We start from the raw sequence: 16,095 nt of genomic DNA, 5'->3' as shown, positions 1-16,095 counted from the left end.
GACACTTTTTGGAAGTTTGGAACTGGGGAAAGCCACTCTCCAAATTCTCGCTTCACGCTCGCATTGCCTCAGTCTAAACGTGTTTGTTCCCATTCCTCTCTGGCAAGCGCCTTGTTTTTCACCTGTCCACTTGCAGCAGGGCAAAATAGTCTTTGAGTAGCTAGATTCCCCCTTTAGAGTTGGGGAAAAGCAGTTAAGACTACGCTTTTTTCTGAGGCTGGCTCGATGCATCCTGGAAGTTGTTAACTTGATATGATTATTAATTTAAATGTAGTTGTGACAACATTTAAACATAAATTAAGTAATTAGAAAAACTTTTGATCCCATCTAAAATCCAGGAGGTCTGGTAGTTTTAGATACTATTGATAAAGTTTAACTGGAGTTGAACCCGACCTTGGCTTGCTGGTGTTTGCTAGACATTCACTCTTTAGATTAGTGTCCTCGAATACGAATAACTGTGCGCTTTGATATAGTTACGCTTTTTCCTGACTGTTTTAACTCTGTTCTCAATTCTGGGCTGCTAGGTAAAGCCTTAGCCAAACAGATTGCCGAAGTGCATCTGATTAATCCACGGGACTTTACCACTGATAAACACCGAAAGGTAGACGATGAACCCTACGGCGGCGGCGTTGGGATGCTAATGAAGCCAGAACCTATTTTTACCGCTGTGGAGTCGCTGCCGATTCTACCCCGAAGAGAAGTAATTTTGATGAGTCCACAGGGTCAAACAATTAATCAACCTCTTTTGAAAGAATTGGCGACAAATTATGACCAGTTAGTAGTTATTTGCGGGCATTACGAAGGAGTGGATGAGAGAGTGCTGCATTTGGTAACTCGTGAAGTATCTTTAGGCGATTTTATTCTGACCGGTGGAGAAATTCCAGCTATGGCCTTAATTAATGGTGTAGTGCGGCTAATACCAGGGACTGTGGCCAAAACGGAGTCCCTGACAGCAGAAAGTTTTGAAGAGGGGTTATTGGATTATCCCCAATATACTCGTCCTGCGAATTTTCGCGGTTTGAAAGTGCCAGATGTCTTGCTCAGTGGAAATCACGCCGCGATCGCTCGATGGCGTTACGAACAACAAATTCAAAGAACCCGCGATCGTCGCCCCGATCTCCTAGAGAAATTGCAGGAAGGGGAGCAGGGGGGCAGGGAAGCAAGGGAGTAGAGGAGTAGGGAAGCAGAGGAGCAGGGGAGTGAGAGAGTGAGGGAGTGAGGAGACAAGGGGACAAGGGGACAAGCAGATAAACAAAACTCCTAACTCCTAACTCAGCACGGGCTAAACGCCCCGCTTCCGCTAACAGCACTCAGCACTCCCAATGCCCAATGACAAATGACAAATGACAAATCACAAATCACAACTGAACAAATGACTAAAATTCGTATTGGTAATGGCTACGATATTCATCAACTAGTGAGCGATCGCCCTTTGATTTTAGGTGGAATTCAAATTCCTCATGAACTGGGTTTATTGGGACACAGTGATGCTGATGTGTTAACGCACGCGATTATGGATGCCATGCTTGGGGCATTATCCTTGGGGGATATTGGTTATTATTTTCCGCCTAGCGATCCCCAATGGGCGGGAGCAAATAGTTTAGTACTATTAACTCAAGTACATCAATTGATTCGCGATCGAGGTTGGCAAATCGGAAATATTGACTCGGTGGTAGTAGCAGAACGTCCAAAATTAAAACCACATATTCACAACATACGCGACAAACTAGCGGCAGTTTTAGAATTAGAACCAAATCAAATTGGCATTAAAGCTACTACTAACGAAAAATTAGGCCCTGTTGGACGTGAAGAAGGTATATGTGCTTATGCTGTCGTCTTGCTAGGTGCTTCAGAATAACTTTCTTTTAGCCTTTAATAAAGATATTCAAGACTGATTAGGATGGAAATAGATTAGTAATTATGAACTTTTTTAGAAAAATATTTTTGGCAATTAAACATTTATGGTTGCCAATAATTTTTACTTCAGCCATAACACTTACAGTTACTGCCTGCAACCCAGCTAATTTCAAAAGCCCTGCGGCTCAAGTACCACAATTGGTCAGTAGTATTCTCAGCGATCCTAAAACTTTTAACTACCCTTTGAGTCAAGAGTTTCCCAATGTTTTTCCTCTAATTTACGAGGGGTTAATCACCCAAAATCCAATCACTGCAAAAATCGAACCAGCATTAGCTGAATCCTGGCAAATTTCTGATGATAAATTAAAGATTGTTTTTACTCTACGCGAAAGCTTGAAATGGTCTGATGGTCAGCCACTAACAGTAGATGATGTAGTGTTTACCTACAATGATATTTACTTAAACGAAGCAATTCCTACTGATGTGAGAGATGGTTTGAGAATTGGTGAGAGTAGGAAGCTACCTACTGTGCGAAAAGTGGATGAACGTCGGGTTGAGTTTATCGTACCGGAACCCTTTAGACCTTTTCTACTAAGTACAGGTTCGCCAATTTTGCCCGCACACATATTGCAACAATCGGTAAAAACCAAAGACCAAAATGGGAGGCCGATTTTTCTGACAAAATGGGGTGTTGATACTCCTCCGAACGAAATTATTGTCAACGGCCCTTACAAAATAGAGCGCTATGACACGAGCCAGCGTGTGGTCTTCCGGCGCAATCCCTACTACTGGCGCAAGGATGCTCAAGGTAATTCCCAGCCTTATATTGAACGGGTAATTTGGCAAATTGTGGAATCAACAGATACTTCCTTGTTGCAATTTCGTTCTGGTGGGTTAGATACTGTAGGAGTGTCGCCAGATTATTTTTCTTTGCTAAAAGTGCAAGAAAAGCAGGGTAATTTCACAATTTATAATGGTGGACCAACATCGAGTACATCGTTTGTTTGGTTCAATCTTAACAAAGGTAAAAGGGACGGAAAACCACTAGTAGATCCAGTTAAATCTCGGTGGTTCAATAATGTAGAATTCCGGCAAGCTATAGCTTATGCAATTGACCGCCAAACGATGATTAATAACACTTTTCGCGGCTTAGGCGTGCCACAAGATTCACCGATTTCTGTACAAAGCCCCTATTATCTTTCCCCGAAAGAGGGGTTAAAAGTTTACGATTACAATCAGCAAAAAGCGAAGGAATTACTGCTAAAAGCAGGATTTAAGTACAACAACAATCAATTAGTCGATTCTGAAGGAAATCGTGTCCGTTTCTCTTTGCTTACCAATGCTGGAAATAAAATCCGTGAGGCAATGGGATCGCAGATTAAACAAGACTTGAGCAAAATCGGTATTCAAGTTGATTTCACTCCATTGGCATGGAATACTTTTACTGATAAAACTTCTAACTCTTTAGATTGGGAAGCTTCTTTGATGGGTTTGACTGGTGGATTAGAACCGAATGACGGTGCTAATGTCTGGGCACCTGAAGGCGGATTGCACATGTTTAATCAGAAACCTCAAGCAGGACAAAAGCCGATTCAGGGTTGGGAGATTGCTCCTTGGGAAGCAGAAATAGGGAATCTTTACATTCAAGCTGCACGAGAATTGGACGAAGCTAAAGTTAAAGCGATTTATGCCGAAACACAGCGGATTACTCAGGAAAATTTACCTTTTATTTACCTGGTTAATCCTTATTCAATGTCAGCGGTGCGTAATCGTTTTGAAGGAATTAAATTCTCTGCTCTTGGTGGCGCATTCTGGAATATTGAACAAATTAAAGTAACAGATTAGTCATTAGTCATTAGTCAATAGTCATTAGTTCGTAATTAGTGGCATCTAACAACTGACAACTGACAACTGACAACTGACAACTGATAAGTAACAAAGGACAAATGACCAATGACAAATGACAAAACTTTGCGATCGCTACTCGTTGCGGTTGCCAATGGTAAAGTTACGCCAGATACGGCATTAGACTCACTCAAAGACTTAACTTATGAATCTGTAGGTGAGTTTGCCAAAATTGACCATCATCGCCAACTCAGAACTGGTTTCCCAGAGGTGATTTGGGGGCCCTGGTAAAACTCCCGATCAAATTGCTCAAATTATAGAAGTGATGCGCCTCCGCAACTCGGTGGTGATGGCAACCCGCATTGAACCAGCAGTTTATACCACACTGCAATCAAAAGTTAGCGGTTTGCGATATTATGAATCGGCGCGAATTTGTGCGATCGCTCCTCCTACCATCGAACCACAATTTCAGGGTGAAATTGGCATTCTTTCTGCTGGTACTGCCGATTTACCCGTTGCTGAAGAAGCGGCTGTCACCGCTGAACTTTCTGGTTTTCGCGTCCAGCGCCTCTGGGATGTCGGCGTTGCTGGGATTCACCGCTTATTAAGTAACCGCCACTTGATTGAATCAGCATCGGTGTTGATTGTCGTGGCGGGGATGGAAGGCGCTTTACCCAGCGTTGTTGCTGGTTTAGCGAGTTGTCCGGTGATTGCCGTACCCACCAGCATTGGTTATGGCGCAAGTTTTGGCGGTTTAGCACCTTTATTGACAATGCTTAACTCTTGTGCGGCGGGAGTAGGCGTAGTAAATATCGATAATGGTTTTGGTGCAGCAGTGTTGGCGGGACAGATTTTGCGGACTGCCGAGAAATTGCGGTTGGCATCGGCTGCATCTTGAGTTAAGACATTGAAGTTACATCCAATATTTCAGTAAATATCAGTAATTAATATGAAGAAGGGGAAAGGGGAAAGGTGAAAGGGGAAAGGGAACCCCATACTTCAAAGCAGGGGTTTTAAATAAAGACGCTGATTTTTCTCTCTAAGAGAAGCCAAGGGCAACGCACTACGTGTCTCAAAATCTTCTTTTTTTGTTCAACCTATTTAAAAATAGGGGCTTTGTACCTTGTGGGGAAAAGTTCTTTATTCCTGCCCTTTCCCCCTTTCCCTTTCCCCTTTTCCCCTTCTTGGTAAATAATAAACTGATGCTGAAATTTGCCACCCCTAACTTCTTAATCACCAAAGATGAGCAATTACAGCGATTTGACATCTCAGTTACTTTGGCATTTGCCTGTAAATTTGACAGCATTAGCACAAACAATCACCGATCCAAACGTTATGGGGTCAGATGCAAAAAGCTTGGAGCCACTTTATACAAACAGGTCAAGTCTGGGCATTGTTGATTGGTTTAGTCATTGGCTATATGATTCGGAATCTAACTAGCTACGGTTAAAGTAATTTTAGATTTTAGATTTTGGATTTTAGATTGATGATTAATCTAAAATCCAAAATTGATGCCCACTTCCCTCATATTTATGACCAAAGAAGAAACTTGGAGCCAGCGGTTTGAATCAGCGTTGCATCCAGCGATCGCTCGTTTTAATGCCAGTATAAGTTTTGATATTGAATTAATCGAATATGACCTCACTGGTTCTCAAGCTCATGCCCAAATGCTTGCTCACACGGGCATTATCTCCCCAGAAGAAGGAGAGCAACTGGTTGCCGGTTTAGAACAAATTCGCCAAGAGTACCGCCAGGGAAAATTTCAGCCTGGTATCGATGCTGAAGATGTACATTTTGCAGTTGAACGCCGACTGACAGAAATTGTTGGCGATGTAGGTAAGAAGGTGCATACAGCGCGATCGCGTAATGACCAAGTTGGTACTGATACCAGACTCTACCTCCGCGACCAAATCCAACAAATCAAAAGCGAATTGCGAGAATTTCAAGGTGTTTTGCTGGATATAGCCGAAAAGCACGTTGAAACCCTGATTCCTGGTTATACCCACCTCCAACGTGCCCAACCCGTGAGTTTAGCTCATCACCTCTTGGCATACTTTCAAATGGCCCAACGTGACTGGGAACGTTTAGGAGATGTTTCTCGCCGCGTGAATATTTCACCTTTGGGATGTGGTGCTTTAGCGGGAACAACTTTCCCCATTGACCGCCACTACACAGCCAAACTCTTGAATTTTGACGATATTTATGCTAATAGCCTCGATGGAGTGAGCGATCGCGATTTTGCGATCGAATTTTTGTGTGCTGCTAGCTTGATTATGGTTCACCTCAGCCGCCTTGCAGAAGAAGTCATTCTTTGGTCATCTGAAGAATTTCGCTTTGTCACCCTCAAAGATAGCTGTGCTACGGGTTCCAGCATCATGCCCCAAAAGAAAAACCCCGATGTCCCAGAATTGGTGCGGGGGAAAACAGGACGTGTATTCGGTCATCTCCAGGCGATGTTAGTGATTATGAAGGGGCTACCCCTGGCATATAACAAAGACTTACAAGAAGATAAAGAAGGTTTATTTGATAGCGTTAACACAGTCAAAGCCTCTCTAGAAGCAATGACGATTTTGCTCAGGGAAGGCTTAGAATTTCGTACCCAGCGGTTAGCATCAGCTGTGGCGGAGGATTTTTCTAATGCCACCGATGTAGCAGATTATTTGGCAGCACGGGGCGTTCCTTTTCGGGAAGCTTATAACCTTGTGGGTAAGGTGGTAAAAACTAGTATTGCCGCAGGCAAACTCCTAAAAGATTTGAAATTGGAAGAGTGGCAACAACTACACCCAGCATTTGCAGCAGATATTTATGAGGCTATTTCCCCCCGTCAAGTTGTTGCTGCGCGTAACAGTTACGGTGGCACTGGTTTTGCACAGGTAAACAAAGCACTCACAGCCGCCCGTGCTCAAATTGCTCAATAGAGGCATTGGGGAAGGTGAGGGTCTCCTCTGGGGATAAGGGGTAATGGGGACTGGAAAGCAGGGGAGCAGGGGAGCAAGGGAAAATTATTGAACAAGTCTCTCCCTTGTCTCTTTTCCATGCCCAATGCCCAATGCCCAGTGCCCCATGCCCAATGCCCAATGCACAAAAATAAATAAGGGCGTACAAATAAATGTGCGCCCTAAAAGGTAAATAACCCAAACAATAAGGATTTAGGCAGGCAACTTATTCAGTGTCAGCTGCTGCTGCGCCTTCTTCTTCCTCACTCTTTGGTGGTCTTTGTTGGAACCTTCTCTGCATTCTTCCTGTCGTAGTCCGTTTACGAAACTTTCTGGCATACGCCTGGTTACGTAGCGCCTTTTCTTTTTTCGGGTTACGGCGCTTGGCCATGTTCACCTCTATTAATAAACAACAAAAAAGTAGCAACTAGGCATCACGTAGGCAATATTAGCTACCAATGTTATTGATATAATTTTAGCCTAGTGCAGCAATGAATACGCTTTAAACAGTGTACTAGTCTATCGCATTATATCTAAGTTTGTCAATAAAATTCTGAATTATCCTCGCCAGTAAGATGAAAAATATCTTTTCTGAGATTTCAATCTGTCAACTGATTGTAAATTAGCTCATTAGTTGTTGTTTTTGAAACTAACCAATATTATCAAAAAATAATTCAGGAGTGGGTTATAAAAACTCAAGAAGCATAGGTAAATTTAAGCATAGAGTATAATTTTTGATTTAGTGGTCTTTAATTAATTGTAGGTTTTAAATCCTACTTAAGTGCCTATTATAAATTCAGAATTCCGAATTTGGAATTTTGACTTATTATTTATATTATTTTTTTGTTTCAGCAATACTAATGCTATAGCAGTCCTAAATCAATTGTGAAAACTTCTCTTTCTTTTCTTGGCGCTCTTGGCGTCTTCTCTACGAGACGCTTTGAGTTGGCAAAAGCCTATCGTAGAGAAAGCGGTTCGTTAATTTTCACAACTCAAATAGGATTGCTATAGCTATAAACTGCAAATTTACCTGCTTCAAGAAATATCATGTATATATAAATACAGTGCTTCTCATTAAACTTGATGTTAGAATTGATAATATTCTACGTAAATCGTGAGAATAAAATCTCAATCCACAAACATTTTTGTATAAAACAAAACTCAATAAAATTTTTATTAGTTGAGCTTATGTAAGTGGTAGGGAACTATAGAATACAACACAAAACTTTGAAGATTGAACGTTATTGCTTTTTTTCCGGCAGCTGTAGAGTCCACACGTAGCTTATGGCGTCTTGGACAAACAGTATTGGGTATAATATTTCGTCATCCCATTACTGGCACTAGTATCATCCCAATTTTACCCGATGGTCGGATTGTACTGATCCGACGGCGCGACAATGGTCTTTGGTCATTGCCTGGAGGGATTGTAGATTGGGGAGAAGATATTCCCAATACAGTGCGCCGGGAATTAATGGAGGAAACCGGGCTAGAATTGGTGAAAATTAACCGTTTAGTAGGAGTTTACTCTGCACCAGACCGCGATCCCAGAATTCATTCAATTTGTATTGTGGTTGAAGCCGAGGTGCATGGGACAATGGAGATTCAAGACACTTTAGAAGTTATGGAAATCCAAGCTTTCTCTCCCAGTTTACTACCTTCAGGAAAGATGTCTCACGACCATACTCGGCAGTTGCAAGACTACTTGAATGGCTTGACAACACTGGCTTAATAATATTTTGTCATTAGTCATTAGTCATTAGTCATTAGTCATTTGTCATTTGTCATTGGTTATTTGCCACCAAAGTTATATTTAAGGAATCCTTTCTTCTCTACGAGAGGCTTCCCCAAGGAGACGCTAAACGAATCGCACCACACCTTTGTGTTTGTAATTTAACTAATGACTAATGACTAATGACTAATCACTATTTATTATGATGCTAAAAGTTAACTACTAAATAAAATGGATACACTATTCCGTAACTCCCGGAGAAAGCTCTCTCAAGGGCTATTATTCTGGCGTGAAGTCGGTGAAAAAACTCCTATAATTTTTTTACATGGTGCTTGGAATGAGAGCAGTCAATGGTTATCTGTGATGGAATCTCTTGCACAAGATTTTCATTGTTTTGCACTCGATTTATTAGGATTTGGTGAATCAGAAAATCCTAATATCCATCATTCGATAGATTTACAAGTTGAGTGTTTAGCTGAATTTTTGCAAGCTGTGAAGCTAGAAAAAGTATATTTAGTGGGGCATTCTCTTGGGGGTTGGATTGCTGCTAGCTATGCTTTAAAGTATCCAGAGAAAGTTGATGGTGTGGTACTGCTAGCACCAGAGGGCGTAGAGATAGCAGGGCAAGAAGAGTATTGCCAGAAGATGCGGCGATTATTGAATTATCCACCACTAATAGTTAAATTTTTGCGATCGCTAACTCCCTTGACTAAAATCCTGGGTTGGCATGAAAAAATTGCACAAGACTTGCAGTTGCGTCAATCGCTATTGCCGTATCCTATAGGTTGCCAGTTACTTTTCAAACGGCGACAAGTAGAAATTGAGGCGGAATTACTGCAAAAGCAGCTTTATATGATCGATGTCCCAGCTTTGATTTTACAAGGTGGGCAAGATACACCAGATGCTTTAGCCAGAAGCCGTGTTTATGCTCAACTGATACCGAAAGTCGAGTTGAAAATGATTGCTCATGCCGGAAATGACTTGCCAGAAGCTTGTGCTGAGGTTGTGGCAAGCGAAATTCGGGAGTTTATTCAAGGTATTTTAAAAAGTCATAATTTCAATGAATTAAACTAGCTCATTCTGTGCTATCACCCATTACTATTTCGCGCATTCCCCAAAAAATCAAATTTGCTTCCACAACTAAACGTTCTACAATTTCAGGACATAAAGCTTGCAAATAGTTAATTAATAAAGTGCGATCGCCCCCTTTAATCGCAATCTTCCCATCAGCAAATAAATCCCACCACGCCTCCATAAAATCTTTGATTCCAGCTAAGAATGTGTAAATTACTCCGCTTTGGATCGCTTCTTGAGTATTGAGAGCAAAACGTGCTGGTAGAGATGAAAAGTTTTGCATTTCTACTAATGGTAATTGTCCTGTTTGTTGACCGAGAGTTGCAAATTGCAAGCCTAATCCCGGCAAAATTGCACCTCCAACTAGATACTCATTAGTATCCACAGCCGTGAAAGTTAACGCTGTCCCAGCATCAATTACCAACATCGGAAAACCCCAAGTTTTCGCCGCACCCCATAAAGCTAAAGCGCGGTCAATTCCCAATGTGGGATACACGCCTTTGAGTGGTATTTGCTCTAAGGTAATAACGCGAACGTTTGGGTAAGTTTGCCAAATAGCAGTTTGGCTGGGAACTACCGAGGCAAGGAGAAGAGGGCACGGAGGCAGAGAGACAAAAGCGCAAAGGGGTGGAGTATTTGTGAGAAAATTACTTTGTTGATGGCTTGGAGAAATTGCCGATAATAAATCATTTAGGGTTTGACATTCAGCTAGATGTCGGATGACAGACTCAGAAAAATAGTCGGTATCCCAAGCTGAGTAAAGTGTCTCGCCAATAAACAATGCCCAATGCAGCCGCGAATTACCAATTTCTAAGGCTAGCCAAATTTCCTCTCTGTGGCTCTGTGGTTTCACACTTTTAACTTTTTTAAGTCAACTATAGATTTTTTAATAAAAATTAACATTAAAGCCGTGTAACAATAAAAGAAGAGGAAGAAATACTCATTGTGTCAAGGAGGGAGTTATGGTAGCACTCACCGAAAAAACTGAAAAACGGCTCACCATACAGACTGTAGAGATTGCTCAAGAGACTACGGCTATTCGCTCTTTGGATTGGGATCGCGATCGCTTCGATATTGAGTTTGGTCTGCAAAACGGTACTACTTATAACTCGTTTCTCATTCGCGGGGAGCAGACTGCCTTAGTTGATACCTCCCATGAAAAGTTTCGTCAACTATACTTTGATACGCTTACTGGACTAATTAATCCAACAGAGATTGATTATTTAATTATCAGCCACACGGAGCCAGACCATAGCGGTTTAGTTAAAGATTTGCTGCAAATGGCTCCAGAAATAACCGTTGTTGGTTCTAAAGTGGCGATTCAGTTTCTTGAGGATTTGGTACATCAGCCATTTAAACGGCGGATAGTGAAAAATGGCGATCGCTTAGATTTGGGCAATGGGCATGAATTTGAATTCGTGATTGCTCCAAATTTACACTGGCCCGATACCATTTTCAGCTTCGACCACAAAACCAAAACTCTCTACACTTGCGATGCTTTTGGGCTGCACTATTGCTCAGATAGCACCTTTGATGAAAACTTAGCAGCGATCGAAGAAGACTTTCATTACTACTACGATTGCTTGATGGGGCCGAATGCCCGATCGGTTCTATCTGCTCTGAAGCGGATGGCGGAACTGAAAACCATCAACACGATTGCTACAGGGCACGGGCCATTATTATCTCACAATGTTGAAGAACTAGTTGGACGTTACCGCACTTGGAGCCAAAGCCAAACCAAGGCGGAAACAACAATTGGGATATTTTACGTTTCTGAATACGGATATAGCGATCGCCTCGCGCAAGCAATTGCCAACGGTATCAGTAAAACTGGTGTCGCCGTGGAAATTGTCGATTTGGGATCTGAAGTCGATTTACAAGAACTGCGAGAACTAGTTAGCCGTTGTGCTGGACTAATCGTTGGATTACCTCCGGCTTCCGGTGCTGCAAATATCCAAGCTGCACTCAGCACAGTTTTAGGATCTGTCAAAGAAAAGCAAGCTATCGGCGTATTTGAAACAGGTGGTGGCGATGATGAGCCGATAGATCCTTTGGTGAGTAAATTCCGCAATTTGGGTTTGACAACAGTTTTTCCACCAATTCGGATTAAACAAACGCCCACAGAAAATACTTACAAGTTGTGTGAAGAAGCAGGTACAGACTTAGCTCAATGGGTAACACGCGATCGCAACATCAAAGCGATGAAATCCCTTGGTGCTGACTTAGATAAAGCACTAGGTAGACTTAGCGGTGGGTTATATATTATTACTGCGAAAAAAGGCGATGTATCCAGTGCCATGCTAGCCTCTTGGGTTGCTCAAGCTAGCTTCAAACCATTGGGATTCTCCATTGCAGTAGCCAAAGATCGGGCAATTGAATCACTCATGCAAGTAGGCGATCGCTTTGTTCTCAACGTTTTAGAAGAAGGCAATTTCCAACCATTAATGAAACACTTTTTGAAACGGTTCGCCCCTGGCGCAGATCGTTTTGAAGGTGTGAGAACTCAGCCAGCCGAAAATGGTGCGCCTATCCTCAACGATGCCCTCGCCTACATGGAGTGCGAAGTCATCAGCAGAATGGACTGCGGGGACCATTGGGCAGTATACAGCACAGTCTACGCCGGAGGGGTTTCTAAGCCAGATGCTTTGACTGCTGTGCATCACCGTAAAGTTGGCAACCACTATTAATTTTGGATTTTGGATTTTGGAATTTAGATTAATAATCCAAAATCCATAACCACTCAATAAAGCATTTGTTTAGTATACCCATGCCTACTTAATATCCAGAATTTGGATCTTTAATTAACAATCCAAAATCTAAAATCTAAAATCTAAAATTGTTTTACCTATGTCAAAAAATAAACCCCGTGACGTTCAAGTTTTTCCCATTGCTACAGATACAAGAGTACTGCGATCGCGCAGTTGGTCAAGGCTGAGATTTGAAATTGAATATGCTCTTGCTAAGGGTACAACTGCTAATTCTTATTTAATCGAAAGTGAGAAAACCGCGATAATCGATCCTCCAGGGGAAACCTTTACGCAAATTTATTTAGAAGCTTTGCAGCAACGTTTCCATCTTGAAGATTTAGATTATGTAATTTTGGGACACGTAAATCCTAACCGTGTTGCAACTTTAAAAGCTTTGTTAGAAATTGCCCCGCAAATCACCTTTGTGTGTTCTAATCCAGGAGCGAGAAATTTACGTGCGGCGCTGGAAAATTCAGATTTGCAAATTCTTGTGATGCGCGGCGAAGAAACTCTAGATTTGGGTAATGGGCATAATTTACAATTTATTCCCACTCCTAATCCTCGCTATGCAGATCAACTTTGTACCTACGACCCGCAAACAGAAATTCTCTACACAAATAAGTTATTTGGGGCGCACGTTTGTGGAGATCAGGTATTTGATGAAGGTTGGGAAGTATATAACGAGGATCGGCGCTATTATTTTGATTGCCTGATGGCTCCCCACGCTCGTCAAGTTGAAACAGCGCTGGAGAAATTAGCTGATTTCCCCGTGCGAATGTATGCCACTGGACACGGCCCTCTGGTACGCTATGGCTTAATCGACCTGACCAAAGCTTATCGAGAATGGAGTCAACAGCAAACTTCTGCTGACTTGACAGTAGCGTTGATTTATGCATCAGCTTATGGAAATACAGCCACATTAGCCCAAGCGATCGCTCGTGGCATTACAAAAGCTGGCGTTGCCGTAGAATCGATTAACTGCGAGTTTACTGAACCAGAAGAAATCCGGGCGGCTGTGGAAAAAGCCGGTGGTTTCATCATCGGTTCTCCTACTCTCGGTGGTCATGCACCGACACCTGTACAAACAGCTTTAGGAATTGTCCTATCCACCGCCACTAACAATAAACTCGCTGGTGCTTTTGGTTCCTTTGGCTGGAGTGGAGAAGCGGTTGATTTAATTGAAAGTAAATTAAAAGATGCTGGCTATCGATTTGGTTTTGATACAATCCGCGTCAAATTCAAACCCGACGATGCTACCTTACAATTGTGTGAAGAAGCTGGAACCGACTTTGCCCAAGCACTCAAAAAAGCTAGAAAAGTGCGATCGCCAAGTCAACCTGCAACAAATGTAGAACAAGCAGTTGGTCGGATTGTCGGTTCTCTTTGCGTTCTCACAGCCAAAGAAGGCGATCGCTCCAGTGCCATGTTAGCTTCTTGGGTGTCTCAAGCTAGCTTTAGTCCACCTGGTTTAACCATCGCCGTCGCCAAAGACCGCGCAGTAGAAACACTGACCCATACAGGAAACAAATTTGTCCTGAATATTCTTAAAGAAGGGAATCACTTGGGATTGATGAAGCACTTCCTCAAACCTTTTGGCCCAGGACAAGACCGATTTACTGATGTCGCCGCCGAAGAAGCTGAAAGCGGTTCTCCCATACTTACGGATGCTCTAGCATATCTCGAATGTTCCGTACAAAACCGAATGGAATCTGGCGACCACTGGCTAGTTTATGCGACAGTTGAGAGTGGCAAATTGCTAGATACAGATGGCGTTACAGCTGTGCATCATCGCAAGTCAGCAACTCATTATTAATTCAGCGTTTTGGATTTTGGATGAATTGATGAATTATTTAAAATCTAAAATCCAAAACAGTAATTTTAATCTCGCAAAATTACTGTTTGTAATAAATAAGAGATTGTTTTATTTGTTGCATCTTTTTGATAACTTTTGAATTGCCATTAGCCATGACTATAATCTCCCAATTGTGCTGAATGTTGAGTTTCTTTTTTAAAATTGTTGTTAGCTCTAAATCAGCATCACTAGACTCTAGTCGAAGGAAGCTTGAGTGGCGAACAATTCCCAGAACAAAAAAAGGTATATTCGAGAAGTGATTCATAACTTTTTGCACTAAGAAAGCTTTTTTAACTTGAGGACATTGGGATATCAAAGTGCAAATTTTGCGTATTTCAGTTTTTTCTAATCCGTGCTGACAGAAAGTGTCTTGATGACTCACAGCAGAACGTTCCTTCTTAGCTTTGCTCAATTGCTCATTAAAAGCATCTAGCCTATCCCGATAATAGTTATATTTTTTTACTTCACCACGTTGCCAAAACAATTCACACAGAATTTGTAGACAATGATTTGTTAAACTAACATCTTGGCTTAAAGCCGTTTCTAGGTGCTGTACTCCATCCAAATTATCTTGTTTGAGCAAAATCTGTCCTAGCAAGTAATGTACGCTCACATTATCCGAATCCACGATCAATAACTGATATAGCCTTTGCATAGCTAATTCTTCTTTGTTTACTTCTAAATTCAAATTAGCTAACTTCCAGATATCTTCTAAACTTAAATTATCCTGAGTTTCCTTTTCTTCCAAGATTTTGATTTCTTGCAAAACTTCTTGTACAACTGCATAACGTTGTCTCCAGTAACTCTCTATTTGCTGTTTCCAAACCTTATCTAAATCAAGGGTAAATTCTTGCAATGCCTGTTTACCCAATAGCACTTCTGCGGCATTTTCTTGAAGCACAAAACACTGTGAAAGAAGTTTCTGAGAAACTGAAGTAAAACCTAGTATTTTCAAACGTTCATTCAGACAAGGATGGGTATCTATATTATTGGTTTTGCGAGCTAAAGCTTGTTTAAGAAACTTATAACTTTCCTGTAAGTTATTGGGTTGGAATAAAGCTGTTAGTAGTTTGGTGTATGCATCAGCAGGTGGTTGTGGTTTATGTTCTACCTGCTGGTATAGATTAGGCCAAAAAGTATGCAATGCAAATCCACCTGTTAACTGCATTTTAATAAGTGACACAGCACAAGTTTTAGATCCTGCTAACTTAAGAGCGCACTTGTCAGCATCATACTCATTAATTCGAGCAAGTACAAACGAATAAGCATTAAAAAACGGAATGTACCATTTAACAAAAGGTGTAATGAAGATAGAGGGATGTCCTTCATTGACTTGCTGCATGTGTTTAACAGTATCTGCTAAAGTTTGTCGCAACAAATAAATCCATTTATCAAATTGAGAATGATTTCCTGACAAATGTGCTAATTCATGAATCAAAACAGCCTTTAATTCATCGCACGATAGAGATGCCATTAAAGGAAGCCCCAAAATAAGATAATTATCATACCAACCAAATATCCCTAGTCTAGGAGATTGTATAACAGAAGCATTAAATTCCGCCGTCAGTAAAACTTTCTTTAAGGAAGTAACTTTGACTTTGATTTGTAATTCATCAATCAAGCTAAATAGTTTTGGAAACTGGGAGCGACTTAGACATTTTCCATAAATTGGCGAACTATTTCTCAACAGAGCTGGTAGAGTTCCTATAGCAAACTGAACTCCAGGAAAACTAATAATAATTACATAAAACCATGCCCAAATATTGAAAGGCTGCTTGAGTATCACCAACCCAAGTACTAAAATTGCTGGTGATAGTAAAAAGACAAGCATAAACAGTAGATATCCATAACCCAGAAGGGCGAACAGAGCTACTTGTAATCTATATAAATTGGGATGCTTTCGAGCAAATATCTCTGTACGCTCAATCAAACTATCGAACTGAGCTGTATTCCAAAGCATTTTAGACGACTCCCTGTTAAACAAATTTCTTTGTTTAGAATTCCCTAAATCGGATACGATCTGGTCATGGAGTTCGAGTGGGATAAATCAAAAGT

The 16,095-nt window shown here is 41.4% G+C and carries 11 protein-coding genes and 2 pseudogenes; 10 read left to right on the top strand and 3 right to left on the bottom strand.

Features of this window, described 5'->3' with window-relative positions; translation table 11 throughout:
- Nucleotides 1-457 precede the first annotated feature (457 nt).
- The 6 genes and pseudogenes from trmD to argH all read left to right on the top strand — a co-directional run bounded on the left by trmD (nucleotide 458) and on the right by argH (nucleotide 6,620).
- On the top strand, nucleotides 458-1,171 hold the full coding sequence (gene trmD / locus NSTCB13_RS22030) for a tRNA (guanosine(37)-N1)-methyltransferase TrmD (protein WP_448267788.1): 714 nt from the start codon (nucleotides 458-460) through the stop codon (nucleotides 1,169-1,171).
- Between the two features lie 201 nt (nucleotides 1,172-1,372).
- Nucleotides 1,373-1,858 carry a 2-C-methyl-D-erythritol 2,4-cyclodiphosphate synthase gene (gene ispF / locus NSTCB13_RS22025; protein WP_448274206.1) on the top strand — a complete coding sequence of 162 codons (486 nt, stop codon included), beginning with the start codon at nucleotides 1,373-1,375 and terminating at the stop codon, nucleotides 1,856-1,858.
- A 62-nt stretch (nucleotides 1,859-1,920) separates the two neighbouring features.
- Complete coding sequence (locus NSTCB13_RS22020; protein ID WP_445630757.1) at nucleotides 1,921-3,702, top strand: ABC transporter substrate-binding protein; 1,782 nt, start codon at nucleotides 1,921-1,923, stop codon at nucleotides 3,700-3,702.
- Between the two features lie 108 nt (nucleotides 3,703-3,810).
- A pseudogene (larB, locus tag NSTCB13_RS22015) lies at nucleotides 3,811-4,600 on the top strand (nickel pincer cofactor biosynthesis protein LarB).
- A gap of 344 nt (nucleotides 4,601-4,944) precedes the next feature.
- Nucleotides 4,945-5,152, top strand: a pseudogene (locus NSTCB13_RS22010) (hypothetical protein).
- 82 nt (nucleotides 5,153-5,234) lie between these two features.
- Nucleotides 5,235-6,620 carry an argininosuccinate lyase gene (gene argH, locus NSTCB13_RS22005; protein WP_445632061.1) on the top strand — a complete coding sequence of 462 codons (1,386 nt, stop codon included), beginning with the start codon at nucleotides 5,235-5,237 and terminating at the stop codon, nucleotides 6,618-6,620.
- A 244-nt stretch (nucleotides 6,621-6,864) separates the two neighbouring features.
- Here the strand turns inward: argH and NSTCB13_RS22000 are convergent, their stop codons facing one another.
- On the bottom strand, nucleotides 6,865-7,029 hold the full coding sequence (locus NSTCB13_RS22000) for a hypothetical protein (RefSeq protein WP_167407613.1): 165 nt from the start codon (nucleotides 7,027-7,029) through the stop codon (nucleotides 6,865-6,867).
- An 843-nt stretch (nucleotides 7,030-7,872) separates the two neighbouring features.
- Between NSTCB13_RS22000 and NSTCB13_RS21995 the strand changes: the two genes are divergently transcribed.
- Nucleotides 7,873-8,367, top strand: a complete 495-nt coding sequence (locus tag NSTCB13_RS21995; protein ID WP_335004540.1) for an NUDIX hydrolase — start codon at nucleotides 7,873-7,875, stop codon at nucleotides 8,365-8,367.
- A gap of 231 nt (nucleotides 8,368-8,598) precedes the next feature.
- Nucleotides 8,599-9,441 carry an alpha/beta fold hydrolase gene (locus NSTCB13_RS21990; protein ID WP_445630759.1) on the top strand — a complete coding sequence of 281 codons (843 nt, stop codon included), beginning with the start codon at nucleotides 8,599-8,601 and terminating at the stop codon, nucleotides 9,439-9,441.
- Between the two features lies 1 nt (nucleotide 9,442).
- Here NSTCB13_RS21990 and NSTCB13_RS21985 read toward each other — a convergent pair whose 3' ends face one another.
- Nucleotides 9,443-10,294, bottom strand: a complete 852-nt coding sequence (locus NSTCB13_RS21985) for a pantothenate kinase (RefSeq protein WP_445630760.1) — start codon at nucleotides 10,292-10,294, stop codon at nucleotides 9,443-9,445.
- Nucleotides 10,295-10,403: 109 nt separating this feature from the next.
- Between NSTCB13_RS21985 and NSTCB13_RS21980 the strand changes: the two genes are divergently transcribed.
- Both NSTCB13_RS21980 and NSTCB13_RS21975 read left to right on the top strand, forming a co-directional pair.
- Nucleotides 10,404-12,128, top strand: coding sequence for a diflavin flavoprotein (locus NSTCB13_RS21980; protein WP_445630761.1), 1,725 nt, complete (start codon nucleotides 10,404-10,406; stop codon nucleotides 12,126-12,128).
- A 160-nt stretch (nucleotides 12,129-12,288) separates the two neighbouring features.
- Nucleotides 12,289-14,001 (top strand): diflavin flavoprotein, encoded by a 1,713-nt coding sequence (locus NSTCB13_RS21975; protein WP_448267778.1) that lies wholly within the window; start codon nucleotides 12,289-12,291, stop codon nucleotides 13,999-14,001.
- A 79-nt stretch (nucleotides 14,002-14,080) separates the two neighbouring features.
- Here NSTCB13_RS21975 and NSTCB13_RS21970 read toward each other — a convergent pair whose 3' ends face one another.
- Nucleotides 14,081-16,000: a M48 family metalloprotease gene (locus NSTCB13_RS21970; protein WP_448273793.1), complete on the bottom strand. Its 1,920-nt coding sequence runs from the start codon at nucleotides 15,998-16,000 to the stop codon at nucleotides 14,081-14,083.
- Between the last annotated feature and the right edge of the window lie 95 nt (nucleotides 16,001-16,095).

This window comes from Nostoc sp. DSM 114160 (genome assembly GCF_053470305.1).
Note: the sequence above shows the minus strand (reverse complement) of the source record. Positions and strands in the feature narration are given on the sequence as shown.

Bases quoted from the DNA above. Each gene is read 5' to 3' on its own strand.
- ispF (WP_448274206.1), top strand. From the start codon at position 1,373: ATGACTAAAATTCGTATTGGTAATGGCTACGATATTCATCAACTAGTG.
- NSTCB13_RS22020 (WP_445630757.1), top strand. From the start codon at position 1,921: ATGAACTTTTTTAGAAAAATATTTTTGGCAATTAAACATTTATGGTTG.
- argH (WP_445632061.1), top strand. From the start codon at position 5,235: ATGACCAAAGAAGAAACTTGGAGCCAGCGGTTTGAATCAGCGTTGCAT.
- NSTCB13_RS22000 (WP_167407613.1), bottom strand. From the start codon at position 7,029: ATGGCCAAGCGCCGTAACCCGAAAAAAGAAAAGGCGCTACGTAACCAG.
- NSTCB13_RS21990 (WP_445630759.1), top strand. From the start codon at position 8,599: ATGGATACACTATTCCGTAACTCCCGGAGAAAGCTCTCTCAAGGGCTA.
- NSTCB13_RS21980 (WP_445630761.1), top strand. From the start codon at position 10,404: ATGGTAGCACTCACCGAAAAAACTGAAAAACGGCTCACCATACAGACT.
- NSTCB13_RS21975 (WP_448267778.1), top strand. From the start codon at position 12,289: ATGTCAAAAAATAAACCCCGTGACGTTCAAGTTTTTCCCATTGCTACA.
- NSTCB13_RS21970 (WP_448273793.1), bottom strand. From the start codon at position 16,000: ATGCTTTGGAATACAGCTCAGTTCGATAGTTTGATTGAGCGTACAGAG.